This window comes from Chryseobacterium sp. HNCC26DJ239, from assembly GCF_057180445.1.
Genome location: NZ_JBXUGJ010000001.1, coordinates 499,742 through 516,336, shown reverse-complemented (window position 1 = coordinate 516,336; position 16,595 = coordinate 499,742). Strand labels below are relative to the sequence as shown.

The window sequence follows — 16,595 nt, the reverse complement described above, 5'->3', positions numbered from 1 at the left end:
TTGAAGCGGTTTGAGAATAATTTTAATTAATCACCGTACTTCTCGTTCTCACTGTATGTGCTGAAAAATATCCTAAAGCTCCGTTGCTGATGTTGCTTGGCGGATTGGTTGGGGTAATTCCACCACCGGGACCACCCCCTGAAAGTTGCAGAAGAGCAGAGTAGTACAAATACACCGAATTGTCTATACACTGCATTTCAACATGAATAGTGTCTCCTGCCACTACTTTTATGTCATCGGGATCACCTTCATCATTGGGTAAAATTAAAGGTCTTTGATTGGGCAAACCGTTATTTACATTGTCGGAAAATTCACAAAAGAATTTTTTCGGATTGTTATTTACGGTGTACACAAAAAGATAACGATTTCCTAAAGCTAAAGGGTCGTTAAACTGCGGCAATAATGTATAACTCGTTGTACCACCAACCACGAAAGAATCTTGGTCTAAACCATCAAAGGAAACAGCTTCTGGCATTGTACTTTGTGCTGTATATTCTTTTCCTTCGGCTTGAATTTTTAAAGTGTAGGTTCTTCCGGATTGTGCTACAAAAGTTGAGGTTTGGTAAACTCCGTTCCCTGCATATTGTAAGGTTTCGGTTTGGCCGGTATTATCACTTAAAACAACTTGTGCATTTTCTACCACAGGATATTGATTGGTCTGCGTGAAAGCCACAGATTTAGTGATTTTCACATAATAAGGACCAGTTTGGTCGGTTACATTGGCTTCGATTACGATTTGTCCGCTTTGGTCTTCTAAATCTAAATCGATTTCTTTTTCGCAAGAAACGAAAAGAAAAAGTGACAAAATTAGGATTGCTATATTTTTCATAATAAGATTAGAATTTGAAATTATACGTAATGTTTGGAACCCATCTGAACAGAGAAGTCTGTATCGCTCTCGTCGTTCCAGGATTGTCTGGATTGTCTTCGAAGGTTATGGTGTAGGCATTTTGTCTTCCGTACACATTGTAAATTCCAAAAGACCAAGAACCTTTAAATCTTTTATTAGAAGCCGGTTCGTAGGTTGCGCTTAAATCCATTCTGTGATAAGCAGGCATTCTGTCGGCGTTTCTGCTGCTGTATTGAAATACAGTTTCCCCATTCAATTCATATTTTCCGGTTGGGAAAGTTACTGCATTTCCTGTGCTGTAAAGGAATAAGCCAGAAAAAGACCATCTTGGGTTGAGTTGATACGTCGCTACCACAGATAAATCGTGCGTTTTGTCTTGTCTTGCGTTGTACCATTCGTTGTTGTTGATGCCGTCTATTTTTCTTTCCGTTTTAGATAAAGTATAAGAAATCCATCCGGTGAGTTTTCCGCTTTTCTTTTTGGCGATTAATTCTAAACCATAAGCTCTTCCTTTTCCGAAAAGCAACTCGCTTTCTACGTCTGCCGCAGTATCGAAGGTAATTTGAGCTCCGTTTTTATAGTCAATTTGGTTTTGCATCGATTTGTAATAAACCTCTGCATTAATTTCATAATTGTTATTGTTGAAGTTTCTGCTATAACCTGCACTCAATTGGTCTGCAATTTCAGGTTTTACGGTATAGCTGCTTCCAATCCATTGGTCGGTTGGGTTTCCGCTACCGCTGTTGCTTAAAAGGTGAAGATTTTGCGTGTTTCTAGAATATCCTCCTTTTACACTGCTTACTTCATTAATTCTATAATTAGCGGTAATTCTTGGTTCTACATTAATATATGTTTTCCCGAATTTTCCTTTTTCCAAATATTCAGAATCTACAAGGTTTCCGTTTTCGTAAGTATTAAAAGTATCTCCTCCTAAAACACTGAACATAGAAAGTCTAGCCCCGTAATTAATCGTTAATTTTTCTGTCGCTTTATAATCATCATTAATATATAGTGCATTTTCCCAAGAATATCTAGGGTTTCTCGGGAAGCTGCTTACACTTGTTCCAGATGCGCTACTTGGTGTAATGGTGTGGTAAATGGATTGTAACCCAAACTTCACAGAATGTTTATTTCCTGCAAACCAAGAAAAGTCTTGTTTTAAATTCCAGTCTTCGATTTGAGAATCGAGTCCGAAAGTATTATCATTACTGCTTAAACTTACATTATAATTGTAGTTGCTGTAGATAAATGATGTATTTGAAAACAGTTTGCTGCTAATAATGCTGTTCCAGCGTAAAGTTGCGGTGGTATTCCCCCAATCACTAGAAAAAGTATCTCCTAAACCTAAAACATCTCTCCCAAAATATCCCGACAAATAAAGTCTATTGTTGTTATTTATTTGATAGTTTGCTTTTAAATTTAAATCATAAAAATACAGTTTGCTGTCTTTAAAATCATCTGTTGCTTTTAAAAATACATCTGCATACGTTCTCCTTCCTGAAACAATAAATGAAGATTTTTCCTTTTGAATAGGACCTTCAACGCTTAGTCTGCTGCTTATTAAACCAATTCCACCATTTACGTTGTAGTCTTTGTTGTTTCCGTCTTTCATTTTCACATCCAAAACAGACGACAATCTTCCGCCATATTGAGCCGGACTGTTTCCTTTAATAATACTTACATCCTTTAAAGCATCGCTGTTGAAGGTGCTGAAAAATCCCAGTAAATGCGAAGCATTATAAACCGGAGCTTCATCTAATAGAATTAAGTTTTGGTCTGTTGCGCCCCCACGAACACTGAAACCGCTACTTCCTTCACCATTGCTTTTAACTCCCGGCAAAAGCTGAATGGTTTTCAGTACATCTTTTTCCCCAAACAAAACAGGGAGTTTATCGATTTGTTTTATGCTCAAAGTTTCGGTTCCCATTTGTGCCGTAGAGAGATTTTTATCTTTTTTTACTCCCGTAATAACTACTTCATCTATGGTAGAAGTTTTCTCTGTTTTTTCTATTCTGTCTTGTTGAAGTTCGATGTCTAGTTTTACATCAGAATCTAGGGTAATACTTTTCTGAAAATCTTTAAAACCAGGATTAGAAATAATAAGAGTAAAAGAACCCGCAGGAAGCGAGAGAGAATAAAAACCATATTCGTTTGCAACTACAGAAATGGTGGGGTCTTCTGCTACTTTTACAGTTACACCAATTACAAGTTCACCGTTGCTTTGGTCTTTAATAGTGCCACTTACCGAGTGTTTTTCCTGCGCGTACATCGCGGTACTCAAAAATATTGCCGCAACAGAAACGGCATTTCTCACATATTGTATCTGCATTTGTTTTTATTTCGTAGTAAAGATATTGAAAATAATTATTAAGCATAACATTAAAAACTATTCAAAATCCTTTTAGTAACGGTTATAAAAGAACTTTAGTATCATATTGCTGTGAAATTTATAATAAGTTTTTAGAACTAAGGAATAGATCTTGCAAAGCAAGAAATTTATACAGAAAACAGAAGAATTTTAATTACTTTTACAAACAATTCCTGAATTTACATGAACGCTCCCGACCACATCAAACCAGAAAAATTACTGAGTGTGCTTTTCGAGTCGCCCAACGCAACGGCAGTGTACTCTGGAGCCGATATTAAAATACTGAGCGCCAATGGCATGATGCTTAAATTTTGGGGAAAAGATCGTTCGGTTGTAGGTAAAAATTTTATTGATGCTATTCCTGAGCTTAAAGGCCAACCTTTTTTAGATATTTTAAAAAATGTTTGGAATACTGGTGTTACCTATTTCGCAAAAGATACGCCTGCTACACTCAAAATAGATGGGAAACTACAAGAGTTTTATTTCGACTTCGAATACAAAGCAATCTTAAACGATGAAGGAAAGACTGAATTTATCCTTCACACCGCTTTTGAGGTTTCTGAACGAATGGCTGCATGGCAAATGGTAGAAGAAAAATCTATACAAGAACAGAAGCTTAATGAAGAATTGTTGGCGATTAACGAAGAATATGCAGCCACCAATGAAGAGCTCATGGTAATAAACGAAGAGCTAATTGCTTCCGAAGAACATCTTAGCCGCACGATTACAAGTTTAAATGAAAGTGAAAAACGCTTCAGAACCATGATAGAGCAATCTCCAGTCGCTATTACCTCACTCAAAGGGAAAGATTTGGTGATTGATTCGGTAAACGATATGATGCTACGATTATGGGCAAAAGATCGATCTGTGGTGGGGCTTCCTTTACATATTGCTTTTCCCGAAGAAAGAATAAAACCTTTTATAGAAATTCTTAAAAACGTTTATATTACCGGAGAATCTTATTACGGTAAAGAACATAGATTAGATTTGCAAATAGATGGTGAAACGAGAGAATGCTACATTAATTTTGTATACCAACGCACAGATAATTCTTCTGAAGAAAAATCAATACTAATTGTTGCGAATGATGTTACCGAGCAAGTGGTTTCAAAAAAGGAGATGGATGAAGTGAATACCCGTCTTCAAATTGCTTTAGATGCAGGTGGACTGGGTTCTACAGAAGTAAATTTGATAACAGGGAAAATGACTAGTACCGACCAATTTAAACGTAATTATGGCTTTTCTCCAGACGAAGAATTTGCGTATAGCGATTTATTCGAGGCGATGCTTCCTGAACATAGAGAACGAATTAAAAGTCTTGTGCAGAAAGCAATCAAAACCAACGGAATTTACAAAGCAGAATATCCTGTGCGTTGGAAAGACGGATCTCTTCATTGGATCGAAGCACACGGAAGACCAAGGTATAATGAAGAAGGTGTTGCAGATAGAATGGTGGGGGTAAATGTAGATATTACAGAAAAAAAACTCTTCGAGCAGCGCAAAGACGATTTTCTGAGTATTGCAAGTCATGAACTTAAAACACCTCTTACCGCCTTAAAAGCATCTTTGCAGCTTCTAGACAGATTAAAAAGCAAACCTTTCTCAGAAACACACCTCAAATTAATCGAACAATCAGTAAAATCTGTGGTGAAGATGTCCGAAATGGTAGACAGTTTACTCAACGTAAGAAGGCTGAGCCAAGGACAGTTGAAAGTAGAGAAAACATGGTTTAATTTGCACGAAATGCTCCTCAACAGTTGCAGCCACATAAGGGCAGAAAACAAATACAACCTTATTCTGCAGGGAGATCCTACCATAGAAGTTTTTGCAGATGAACACAGGATAGATCAAGTGGTAATCAATCTGGTGAATAATGCAGTGAAATACGCTTCAGAATCTATGCAGATTCTTATTACTACAGAAGTTCTGGAAGACTATGTGAAGATTTCTGTAGCAGATTATGGAAAAGGAATTGAGCAAAATAAGCTTTCAAGTTTATTCGATAGGTATTATCGCGCAGACTACTCTGGTAAAGCGTATTCAGGATTAGGTTTAGGACTTTATATCTGTAGCGAAATTATAGAAAAACATGAAGGCGAAATGGGCGTAGAAAGTGTGATAAATGAAGGAAGTACTTTCTGGTTCACTCTTCCGCTGTATAAAAAATAAACTCATTTTTTGCAGAAATTTTTAAACATAAAAGCTGATTTTGCAATAAGAAAAGTCCATCAGCAATTATTTGATTTTTTGCGTAGAAAATTCCTGTATAAAGCACTTATAAAAGCATAGAATTTTAAAATTACGTATTTATACTGAACGAAATTTCCCTGTTGTCGGGTATTTTTGTAATAAAAAAAAGTGCTTTAACTGAATGATGAGAAAGAATTAAAAAAAAGTTCTTAGAGGAAGTAATATTCCTTGTAGATTTTCTTTTAAATTTTAAATCCTGCCCAAATAAAGGCAGGATTTTTTTTTAAAATTTGAATGTAATTTTTCTTCTGTTTTTTTTAGCAAACAAGCTCTTCAGCTAATAAATTTTGGTATTTTCGGAGTTGCATTTTTATATTTTCTGCGTCGTTTTTAAAGAATGTAGAATTTTTAAAAAGCTCTTCGTAATAATCTATTCCTTTGATGAGGTTTTGCCTGAAAGTCTTCCATTTTTTTTGTGTCGTGTTTTTTGCTTCTAAAGATTCTGTACTGTTTTTCAGATAATAATCCACATACATTTTTAATTCCTTGATAAACATATTGGGTCTGTTTTCATCGGAAATAATGTTGGTTTTTCCGTAGATATGCTGAATCATTTTTTTGAGAGAAACTTCTTTATCGAAGTAGGCAAGATTCGGTCCCGGGCAAATTACCACGCCCTGTTTTTCGCCTTTTATTTCAAGATTGCTTTCCATATAAGCGGCATTTACAAGACCTACGCAAAGGCAGGCTTTTTCGGTAATTTCCTGTTTTCTTTTCAAGATTGTTTCTTCATTCATGGCAGTTTCTAGGCTCTCTGTTTCAAGCTCCTGAAGCTTTAAATCCTGATATTTTTTAGACGCCGTACAAATTCCTTCTTCACCAAATTCTTTACTTAGCGCTAAAAGTTTTTTCGGGCAAGAACTTCCTGCGCGACCTTTTTGTACTCTTTCTTCTCTTAATTTTTCGTTGGAAGTTCCTTTTACCGTATTAAACAAAACGCCTAAAGGTGAAAGATTGCTTAAGTAAAAATCTTCTTCTTTTGAGGTAGCCAAAAGTGCTCTTGTTTCTTTATCAACAGCCGTTGCTTCGGGAACAAGGAGGAAAGGTGAGCCCCATCCAACACTATCCACATCGTAATTATCAAGTAAGAATTGATGTTCTTCTGAAGTTCCAACACCACCTTGAACGGTAATTTTTAATTCTAAAGGTTTTGAAGGAACAATTCTTTGTTTTCCTTCCAAAGCGTTTGTCATTAGCGAATGTGCAGCTTCGCTCAGTTCGTTTTTTCGCGTTTTAAATTCATCCAAAATTGGTCCTAACAATAAACCTTCGGTTGCGAAAGCGTGACCGCCACAGTTTAAGCCAGATTCAATTCTGTATTCAGAAACCCATAATCCTTTTTTAGCTAAAAATTGTCCTTGAATCATCGCTGACCTGAAATCGCTCACTTTTAGAATGATTTTCTTTTTGATAAAACCATTTTGGTCTGGATAAAAATCTTCAAATTCTTCCAAATAGCTGTACAATCTAGGATTCATCCCTGCAGAAAGTACAAGAGAAGCAGAAAGTTTACTTTGTGCAAAACCACGCAGCGACGCATGAGCATCATTAAAAATAACAGGAAGTTGCTCGTTGTTTTCGTAATTATCTTTATCAACCTTCGTCATGATGTTTACATCGATGTTTCCGGGAGAAAGATGTTTTTCGACGAAATTTTTTAAAGCTAAAGCTGGATTTTCCTTTTGAGAAAAAAACTGCTGAAGTTCTTCTTTAATAGATGAGGTGTCCGGAAGAATATCGATAAAGTTTTTTAAAGATTCTTTTTTGCTGATTAATTCTTCTTTGAAATTTTGGAATTTTTGGTTTACCATTTCTTCCATCATATCCAAATAATCTGTGATTCTTTTGGCTCGATAATCTTGGGTTTTCGTAGAAACCGGCGCATAATTTAAATTGAATTTTGAACTGTAAAAATTTTTCATTTTTTCTACAATTTCATCATCAATTATAGAAACTACGGAAGAAATGCCTAAATGAGCCACACGAAAAGGCGTGTCTATCGTATAAGCAAGTCCCATAACCGGAATGTGAAAGTTATGTAAAGGGTTTTTAATCATTTTTATCTTTTTTTCAGATTTACTTTAAACAGAAAGAGCTTGAGTTGTGAAAAGCCTGCATTTTTAAGGAAAATAAATCATTATGTATGCAGTGCATATTATCCTCTTCAACACGGCAAATGTATTTTTTTTGCTAATGAAAAACCAATATTTTTTCTTCTAAAATATACCGAAAACTTCTAGAATAGGGCTTTTGGGAAGGCTTTTTAATGTTTTATTGAACGTTTTTAAGTTTTCAAAAGTTTGGTTTTCTTAAAACAATCCTATATTTGCATTTCACGAAAAAAAAAGACCATGAATACGGAGAAAAAGGTCGTTATAAAACCTCAGAGAAAAGATTTTGAAGAAATATACTTTAGTGGAAACCAAGGAAGTCTATTTTTTTCTGCAGACACACAAGGAAAGACGATTACCACGGTTGTTGTAGCGGTTATTATGGCAATTTTGTTCATTTTTAAGGATGATTTAAGCAAAGAAAAATTTGGGATTTTATACTTTGTAAGTTTTCTTTTTTTGCTTTGTGCGGTGTTCCTTTCGGTAAGTGTAAACAAAGTTTCAAGATGGAAAAAGCATGTGGGAGTTTATCTTCAAAAACTTGAAAACTGCAAAGTTTACGAAGTTACTTTTGACGATGAATTTTTCACCGTAAATATTGATGGAGAAAAGGAAACCAGCGAGTGGAAAGATTTTCAAGCTTTTGAAATAACCGAAAAATATATCGCTCTAGAAGGCAAATACAGTTATATGTTTCCTAAGAAATCAGTTTCCGGAAGCGATTTTTCTTTACTTAAGAAAACAATTGAAAATAAGTTAGCATAGTTTCTGTGTAAACATTTTTACCATAAAAAAAACTCAGAGCAAAGCTCTGAGTTTTGTGTTTTATAGAATTTGAAATTAGTCTAGCCAACCCATTTCACGCATCCAATCGTCGTTGTAAATTTTCCCAACGTAACGAGAACCGTGGTCGTGAAGTAAAACGACAACAACATCATCTTTTGTAAACTGATCTTTCATCTGAACCAATGATGCAATCGCACTTCCCGCAGAATATCCGCAGAAAATTCCTTCTTCTTTTGCTAGTTTTCTAGCGTAAACAGCTCCGTCTTTATCCGTAACTTTTTCGAAATGGTCAATCACAGACATGTCGTAGTTTTCAGGAAGGATATCTTCGCCAATTCCTTCTGTAATGTAAGTATAGGCGTTTCCTAAATTAATTTCACCCGTTTCATGAATTTCTTTTAAGATAGAACCGTATGTATCAACACCAATTACTTTAATGTTTTCGTTCTTTTCTTTGAAGAATTTTCCACAACCTGTAATGGTACCTCCTGTTCCGGCTCCAACAACGAAGTGAGTAAGTTTTCCTTCAGTTTGTTCCCAAATTTCAGGAGCGGTAGATTCGTAATGAGCGGTTCTGTTTGATAAATTATCATATTGATTTACGTACCAACCGTTTTCAGTTTCTGTGGCTAATCTTTTAGAAACAGAGTAATAAGAACGTGGGTCTGTAGGTTTTACATCTGTAGGACAAACAATTACTTCTGCACCAACAGCACGCAAAATGTCGCATTTTTCTTTAGATTGTTTAGAATTGGTTACGAAAATACATTTGTAACCTTTTATAATTGCAGCTAAAGCCAATCCCATTCCTGTATTTCCCGATGTTCCTTCAATGATGGTTCCTCCAGGTTTTAGTCTTCCGTCTTTTTCGGCGTCTTCAATCATTTTCAGAGCCATTCTGTCTTTTACAGAATTTCCGGGGTTAAAAGTTTCTACTTTTGCTAAAACCAAGGCTGGGAAGTCTTCTCCCAAAACTTTATTAAGCTTCACCAAAGGCGTGTTACCAATAGTTTCGAGAATATTGTTTGCGTATTTCATAATTTTTTTTCTTGAGCTGCAAAGATAAACCTTTAGATTTTAAGGTTTTAAATCTGCAACAATTTTAAATAATATAAATGTTAAATTACTTTGGAAATTTAAAAATAAAAACCAATAAAAACAGAATTATAGATAAAAGTTTAGTAATTCGGTTTATGAAAAGGAAATTTACCGTGTCACTGCGAGGTACCGAGCAATCTGTAGAACTTTCGGGACTATTTTGAACGGAGGGCTTCGTCGTTCCTTCTCGCAATGAAGTTCTAAAACTCTTTGCAATGATTAATTATACTTAATTGCTTTTACCGGAGAAATTTTACTGATTAAATAACTCGGAATAATCAATGCCAAACCAGAGATAATTAAAATACCTAAAGAGATAGAAATAATCGCAAAAGGGTCTAAATCTACAGGAACGGTACTTACGTAGTAATTGGCTGGGTTAAGCTTTATAATTCCGAAATATCGTTGAACCAACAAAAGAGAAAGTCCTATTGCGTTCCCAAAAACCAATCCTGGAATCATAATAATTAAAGTATAATTGATGAATGTGGTTCTGATTTGCGAGTTGGTAGCTCCTAAAGTTTTTAAAAGCCCGATAGAATTGGTTCTTTCAATAATCAAAATGAGAAGTACCATAATAATATTGATGATTACCACAATCAGCATAATCGCAATAATTAAGGCAATATTAATATCGAAAATGCTTATCCAGTCGGTAATTTGTGGATACTTCTCGATGGCAGTTTCTATATAGTTTTTATAACCAATATACTTTTCGATATCGGCATGAGGTTTTTCAATATCGTTTACATTATGGAAAAAAATGTCTAGACCACCCATTTTTTCAGGCTTCATATCCTGAATTTTTCTTACATGATTGATGTCTCCTAAAACCATTTGGTCGTCAATCATTTTAATATCAGTTTTATAAATTCCGGTAACGTCAAATTTTCTGTAAATGGGTTGTTGGTCTGCTTTAGAGAAAACCGTTACAATGCTGTCGTGAAGTTTTAGATGAAGGTCATTCGCTATTTTTTCTGAAATTACAACGCCGTTATCATAGCCTTTTCCAGCAGATTTTGGACCCGTTCCTTCCAGTATAAATTTCTTAAAACGAAGACTGTCGAAATCGGTTCCTATTCCTTTAAATATAATACCTGCAAAATCCTTTTCGGTACGCATAATACCAGTTACAGTCGCATATTTTTGCACTGCCGCAACATCAGGAAGTTGGGTGATTTTCTGAATATTTAAACCTGTATTATCTAAAACAGAGGTGTTGTAAGACGAGTTGGAACGCGTAGATTTTATATTCAAATGCCCGTTAAAATCTGCCAATCTTTCTTTAATCGCTTTTTTAGAACCGTATCCTGTAGAAATGGTGATGAGAGAAACGATAATTCCGATGGCTACTGAAAGTCTGCCAATTACGATAATCACCCGTGAAAGGTTATTTTTGTTATCTTTGGAAAACGCTATTTTTCTGGAGAAATATAAAGGAAATTTCAAGCTTATGAATTTAGATTTCAAAATTAAAGATTTACTTCTTATTTGCCTAATTTTTTTAGGAACATTCAATCTTGGTTATTCGCAAAGTACCGAACAAGATTTATTTAAAACTGGGGCAGACCAACCCGAAATATATCTTCCTTTATTAAAAGGAAAACATATTGCTGTGGTAACCAATCAAACAGGTTTGCTGAGCAACAAAACGCATCTTGTAGATTTTTTAGTCGAAAATCATGTGGATATTAAATCTATTTTCGCACCAGAACATGGTTTCCGTGGTGATGCCGATGCTGGAGAAAAGGTAAAAAATGGAGTAGACGTAAAAACCGGACTTCCGATTGTTTCTCTTTATGGAAGTAACAAAAAGCCAAAACCAGAGCAATTGAAAGGTGTTGATGTGGTTTTGTTTGATATTCAAGATGTTGGTGTAAGATTTTACACGTATATTTCTACACTTACTTATGTGATGGAAGCTTGTGCTGAAAATAATGTGGAAGTTATTGTTTTGGACAGACCAAATCCGCATGACGGTTATATTGACGGTCCTGTTTTAAAGAAAAAATGGGAAAGTTTTGTCGGAATGCACGAAGTTCCTGTTGTTTATGGATTAACGATCGGTGAATACGGAAAAATGGTAAACAGTGAAAAGTGGCTGAAAAAGGGAGTTCAAGCGAAATATACTTTGGTGGAAATGAAAAATTACCATAAAAAGCAACGCTATACAATTTCTGATAAACCTTCCCCAAATTTACCGAACGACAAATCAATTAATTTATATCCGAGTCTTTGTTTTTTTGAAGGAACACAAGTTTCTGTAGGAAGAGGAACTGCTTTGCCATTTCAAATTTATGGTTCACCTTGGACGAAATCTTTACCTTATCAATTTACGCCACAACCTACAAGCGGAGCAAAAGACCCTTTCTTAAATGGTAAACTTTGCTTTGGCGAAAACCTTTCAGAATATTCTAAAGATGTAAGAGCCTTAAATCTTGAATGGCTTTTGAAGGCATATAAAAATTACGAGAACCCAAGTCAAAACTTTTTTCTGAGTAATTTATTTTTCGATAAACTTGCCGGAACCGATGATTTAAGAAAACAAATTATCGCCGGAAAATCTGAAGAAGAAATAAAAGCTTCATGGAAACATGGCTTAGAAAAATTTGCCAAAGTAAGAACAAAATATATTGTTTATCAAGATTGATATTGAATAGTTTGAAACAATAATCGGCGGAACCTTTGGTTCCGCCATTAAAAATCGTAATCAGCCTATTAATGGTAGATTACGATTTTTTTGTTTGGAAAAATTCCAACATTTTACCGACATTCAAATTTCAAACCCTATAAAAGAATTTAGATGTAAATATACAATTTTATATATGACAGCGACATATTTATTGATAACTTTAGCAATGATAACAATAATCAAGTACTGAAATGGAGTACCATTTTAAACATATAGAATTTTAAACTGACTATAGTTTTAATCCTACTTAAAATGGTAGCTTTTCGGCTACTTTTAGATGTGTTGATAATGAGAATTATTTTTTCTTTGAGTGGTCTACCCTTGATTTTAGTGATATTTTAAAGTGATTGTAATCTTTATCCTAAATATTGGAATTAAAAACGTTGTATATTTGAATATTAGACCTAATATGAAGAAATCTATTCAAAAACCAGAAAATTGGCAAGACTTTGAAACCCTCTGTAAAAAATTATGGGGTGAGATTTGGGAGATACCTACGAAAATTAAAAAAAATGGGAGAAGTGGTCAATCACAATCAGGGGTTGACGTGTATGGAATACCGAAAGGTGAAAATTCCTATTGGGGAATACAATGTAAAGGAAAAGATGATTATACTAATGCCAAACTTAAAAAAGCTGAAATTGAAATAGAGATAGCAAAAGCAAAAACTTTTAATCCGAAACTTGAAGTTTTTATTTTTGCCACTACAATGAATAAGGATGTTGAAATCGAGGAACTTATACGTCTAAAAGACATTGAAAGTAGAGAAAATGGTGATTTTGAAATTCTCTTATTCTGCTGGGAAGATATTGCTGATTTAATTGATGAAAATTTGGACACATATAATTTTTGGGTTGCAAATAAATCACATAAAACTAAATTTGATTTTGAAGTTTATTTGAATGAGTTTGATAACGAACTGATTATCAATCCAAAATGTGTTAGAAAAATAAAACGATATAAATTAAAAGAACCTGAGGTTGAAAAATTAGATATAGGAATTTCACCACTATTTAATGCAGAAATAATGAGAAAACTTTCAATGATTGGTTACCAGCCACCCATACTTCAAAGTAATTTTAGCTCACGAAAAGTTAACGAAGCTATATGTAGTTTTGAACTGATTATGCAAAACACTGGCTCAGTAGTTATTGAAGATTGGCGAGTGACATTTAGAGTGGTGGGTGACCACAAAGAAATTATAGACCAGTTAGGAACAGGACCTATGGGAATGATTGATATAGGATTTTTAAAATACAAGAGGACTTATATAACTGGTAATAAAATTTCTTACACACCCAAAGATAATAAACCATTAATCCAAAAAGATAATAGGTACTTTGAGGCATTTATTATACCATTATGTAAAGAATATATTATACCCATTGAATGGAAATTATTAGCAAGAGATTTTGATAAAACTGGAACCTTATTTTTAAATGTACAACCTCAGTATGAAGACAAAATAATTTATGAATATGTCGATACTGAGGATGATTTAAAAGCGGATGAAATTATTTCCATTGACGAAAAGAAAAACTATACGGATGATGAATAAATTTTCACATATTATTTTTGACTTTCTGAACAGTCCCAATGCTAACATTACAAATTTTGGCTGTATCTCGGATAGAATTTCCTTTCTTTAGGTTTTTAATTACCTCTTTGTACTTGAAAAGGAAATCTTCTATACTTTCCGTAGAACCTTTTTCACGCCCTTTATAAGTTCCACGAGCTTTGGCAAGTGCAATTCCTTCTCGTTGACGTTCTAAAATGGTTTCTCGCTCCATTTCGGCTATGTTAGCCATAACAGAAATAATCAGTTTAAAAGCCTGATTTTCCCTTCCTTTGATTAGGCTTTCTATTCCAAGATTATCGACTTTGAGAATAACGCCCTTTTCTTTGAAAAATTCCAAAGTAGTAAGAATGTCGTAGAGGTTACGTCCTAACCTGTCAATTGAACTCACAGAAACATAATTGATTTCATTATTTTCAATTGCTTTTATCAGTTCCTTTCCCTGTTCTCTGTCTTTGAAAGATGTAGAACCGCTAATAACATCAATAAAAACCTTTTCGCCCTGCGCCTGTTTCTCTTCCTGTCTTGCGGTGTTCTGCGCTCCTGTACTGACTCTAATATATCGTGCTTTCATAATTGTAAATGTTATAAAGCACCCTGCATTTAAGCAAGGTGCAAAGATTAGTATTGTAATTAGTTTTTGAAATAATACCCGTTAGAACTCATATAATCATACATCAAATGTCTTGCGGTTGCTTCCCAATCTATGTAAATGTAAGAAGGTAGGTTTTCAGGAATAGAGCCGTCCTGTTCTAAAATGTTCTGCGCAAAATCTTCATCTGAATTATACTCACCATAATACGAATCCGAAAGGCTATCCAATAGGTCTGCAATGTCCTTATGATAATAATTCATGCAATCCGCATAGGCTTCTATGACCTCGAAATCATAATCTGAATTATTGATTTGCTCGGCTATTTCGTAAACATCTACTGAAAGATGGCTTTCGCTGATTAGCTTTTGTTTGATAAAGAACTCCGAGCATTCGTAGTCCTGTAGCATAAATTCGGGTTCTTGCTCGTCTTGGTGTAGTTCCTGCATAGCTTCTAAAAGCTCGTCATAAGTTGAATAATTTGATAATTGAAGCCATTCTCCGTAAATGCTCCCTTCGTTGTACTTTTTGTACGTTCCGACATAGATTTGGAAGTCCTCCAAACAATTTTGTAACTTTGTCATTGTAGATAAGTTTTAATTAGCGTTAGAATTTTTTACACTCCCCGCTCAATAGTTCCAATATTGACGGGGTTTTTTGTTGTCTTTTAGTAGTCGAAAACTGTGCCAAATGTTCTAAAATTAGCATACTTTTAAATGAAACAGTAATAATATCTTGAATTCGTAGAAAACCTCTTGAAACCTGTTCTAACTTTGGATTGTAGTCTAAAAATGTTCAAAAAAAGTGTAGAGGTTTTTAGACCGTCCCAAAAACTTTTGACCGATTTTTCAAAGGTGGGGGTATGGCAAAAACCCGTCTTAGACCCTCCCCCTAAGACTAATATGGGTACTATTACAATACATATAATGTGAATAACCCAATTTTGAAGTAAAATTTAATGTATTTACATTTGCAAGAAACCATATTGCATGAATACCGTAAAACTCGGAGATGAATTTGAAGATAAATCTTACAACATTATTGAACAAGCATTAAAAAATAATGACTTGGGGCTTATACCAAAGTATTGTAAAATTTACCGAAAGAAACCCTATTATTCTTTTAGAAGAAAAGCAGATATTATTTTTGATTTAGCTATTGAGGTCACCCCGCCAAAGGCAAAGAATCCCACCTTATTGTATTTAATCGAATGTAAAAACTATACGAGTCCAGTACCTGTTAGCGATGTCGCTACATTTGCAGAATACATAAGTCAAATTGAAGGCTTTGCAATAAAAGGAGTTTTTGTTTCTAATAATCGTCTACAAAGTGGTGCATTAGAAACTGTTAAATCTTATGGTATGATGCTGATTGAAGTAAATGACAATGATTACAATATCGTTTTACATAGAACTGATAATCTAAAGAATCAAAATGAAAAAGACATTCAGTTGGATGAGAAAATCAGAAAAACCATTGAAAATGCGCTACTTCCGAAAAAAATAGAAGGACTAAAACAATTTTCAGCACAACAAATACAAAATATAGCAAATACATTTTTGAATGAATTTGATAGCTCTATCTTGGCAGGTGCACATAAATTAGATTTAAAACAATTAACTAATTATTTAAAAAAGAAATATCAACTCGAAGTAGAATATGTCAACCTTTTAAATAATGACGGAACAAAACTGTTAGGTTATTTTGATTCGCAATGCAATAAAATCTTAATAGATTACACAATTGTTGGTACAGAACGTTTCTCATTCACTCTAGCGCATGAAATTGCACATTTCATTTTACATAGAAATCTTAAAATGAATCAAACGGTCTACAATAATTTTAAAGATTCAGTACACAATATCTTTACTCAGCAATATGAATTGAAAAATGATAAGAATTGGATTGAATGGCAGGCTAACAGCTTTGCTTCGGCAATTTTAATGCCTCACACTTCAATATTAGCAAGATTAATTGAGCTACAAATAAGAATGGGCGTTAGTAGAAATCAAGGTACAATCTATATTGACCATCAAGAACAAAATAGAAAGGATTTTCATACTTATATAGACTACTTATCTAATCATTTTGGAACGAGCAAACAAAGTGTTGAATACAGGCTAAAGTCATTAGGTATTATAAAAACACCTAAAGAAGTTAAAGCTAATTACGCAAGTGAACAAGAAAGGATAAGACAGGAATCTATTAGAAGGGCAAATGAATTTATGAATAGAGACTTTTATGATTAAAATAAATTTCTAATTTTGCAAAC

General features: G+C 34.2%; 12 protein-coding genes. 5 read left to right on the top strand and 7 right to left on the bottom strand.

All coding sequences use genetic code 11. The annotated features are described in order from the left end of the window. Positions 1-22: 22 nt before the first annotated feature. Positions 23-829 (bottom strand): DUF4249 domain-containing protein, encoded by an 807-nt coding sequence (locus tag AC2A1D_RS02445; RefSeq protein WP_484042078.1) that lies wholly within the window; start codon positions 827-829, stop codon positions 23-25. 7 nt (positions 830-836) lie between these two features. Further along, positions 837-3,179, bottom strand: a complete 2,343-nt coding sequence (locus AC2A1D_RS02440; RefSeq protein WP_484042077.1) for a TonB-dependent receptor — start codon at positions 3,177-3,179, stop codon at positions 837-839. A gap of 222 nt (positions 3,180-3,401) precedes the next feature. On the opposite strand from AC2A1D_RS02440, the gene AC2A1D_RS02435 reads away from it, so the two are divergent. Continuing rightward, positions 3,402-5,387 (top strand): ATP-binding protein, encoded by a 1,986-nt coding sequence (locus AC2A1D_RS02435; protein ID WP_484042076.1) that lies wholly within the window; start codon positions 3,402-3,404, stop codon positions 5,385-5,387. Between the two features lie 338 nt (positions 5,388-5,725). On the opposite strand, the gene AC2A1D_RS02430 is transcribed toward AC2A1D_RS02435, so the two are convergent. Further along, positions 5,726-7,525: a hypothetical protein gene (locus AC2A1D_RS02430; protein WP_484042075.1), complete on the bottom strand. Its 1,800-nt coding sequence runs from the start codon at positions 7,523-7,525 to the stop codon at positions 5,726-5,728. Positions 7,526-7,819: 294 nt separating this feature from the next. On the opposite strand from AC2A1D_RS02430, the gene AC2A1D_RS02425 reads away from it, so the two are divergent. Next, the gene (locus tag AC2A1D_RS02425) at positions 7,820-8,344 is read left to right on the top strand and encodes a YcxB family protein (protein ID WP_484042074.1); all 525 of its coding nucleotides are present in this window, start codon (positions 7,820-7,822) and stop codon (positions 8,342-8,344) included. Positions 8,345-8,419: 75 nt separating this feature from the next. On the opposite strand, the gene AC2A1D_RS02420 is transcribed toward AC2A1D_RS02425, so the two are convergent. Further along, positions 8,420-9,403, bottom strand: coding sequence for a PLP-dependent cysteine synthase family protein (locus AC2A1D_RS02420; protein WP_484042073.1), 984 nt, complete (start codon positions 9,401-9,403; stop codon positions 8,420-8,422). Positions 9,404-9,682: 279 nt separating this feature from the next. Continuing rightward, entirely contained in the window at positions 9,683-10,912 is a 1,230-nt protein-coding gene (locus AC2A1D_RS02415) for an ABC transporter permease (protein ID WP_484042072.1), read from the bottom strand. A 4-nt stretch (positions 10,913-10,916) separates the two neighbouring features. Between AC2A1D_RS02415 and AC2A1D_RS02410 the strand changes: the two genes are divergently transcribed. Next, positions 10,917-12,113, top strand: coding sequence for an exo-beta-N-acetylmuramidase NamZ family protein (locus tag AC2A1D_RS02410; protein WP_484042071.1), 1,197 nt, complete (start codon positions 10,917-10,919; stop codon positions 12,111-12,113). 451 nt (positions 12,114-12,564) lie between these two features. Continuing rightward, positions 12,565-13,713, top strand: coding sequence for a hypothetical protein (locus tag AC2A1D_RS02405; protein ID WP_484042070.1), 1,149 nt, complete (start codon positions 12,565-12,567; stop codon positions 13,711-13,713). Positions 13,714-13,717: 4 nt separating this feature from the next. Here AC2A1D_RS02405 and AC2A1D_RS02400 read toward each other — a convergent pair whose 3' ends face one another. Then, a complete protein-coding gene (locus AC2A1D_RS02400) occupies positions 13,718-14,305 on the bottom strand; it encodes a recombinase family protein (protein ID WP_484042069.1) in 588 nt (195 codons plus the stop codon). Between the two features lie 59 nt (positions 14,306-14,364). Further along, positions 14,365-14,907 (bottom strand): antirestriction protein ArdA, encoded by a 543-nt coding sequence (locus AC2A1D_RS02395; protein ID WP_484042068.1) that lies wholly within the window; start codon positions 14,905-14,907, stop codon positions 14,365-14,367. A 405-nt stretch (positions 14,908-15,312) separates the two neighbouring features. On the opposite strand from AC2A1D_RS02395, the gene AC2A1D_RS02390 reads away from it, so the two are divergent. Then, entirely contained in the window at positions 15,313-16,572 is a 1,260-nt protein-coding gene (locus AC2A1D_RS02390; RefSeq protein ID WP_484042067.1) for an ImmA/IrrE family metallo-endopeptidase, read from the top strand. Positions 16,573-16,595 lie beyond the last annotated feature (23 nt).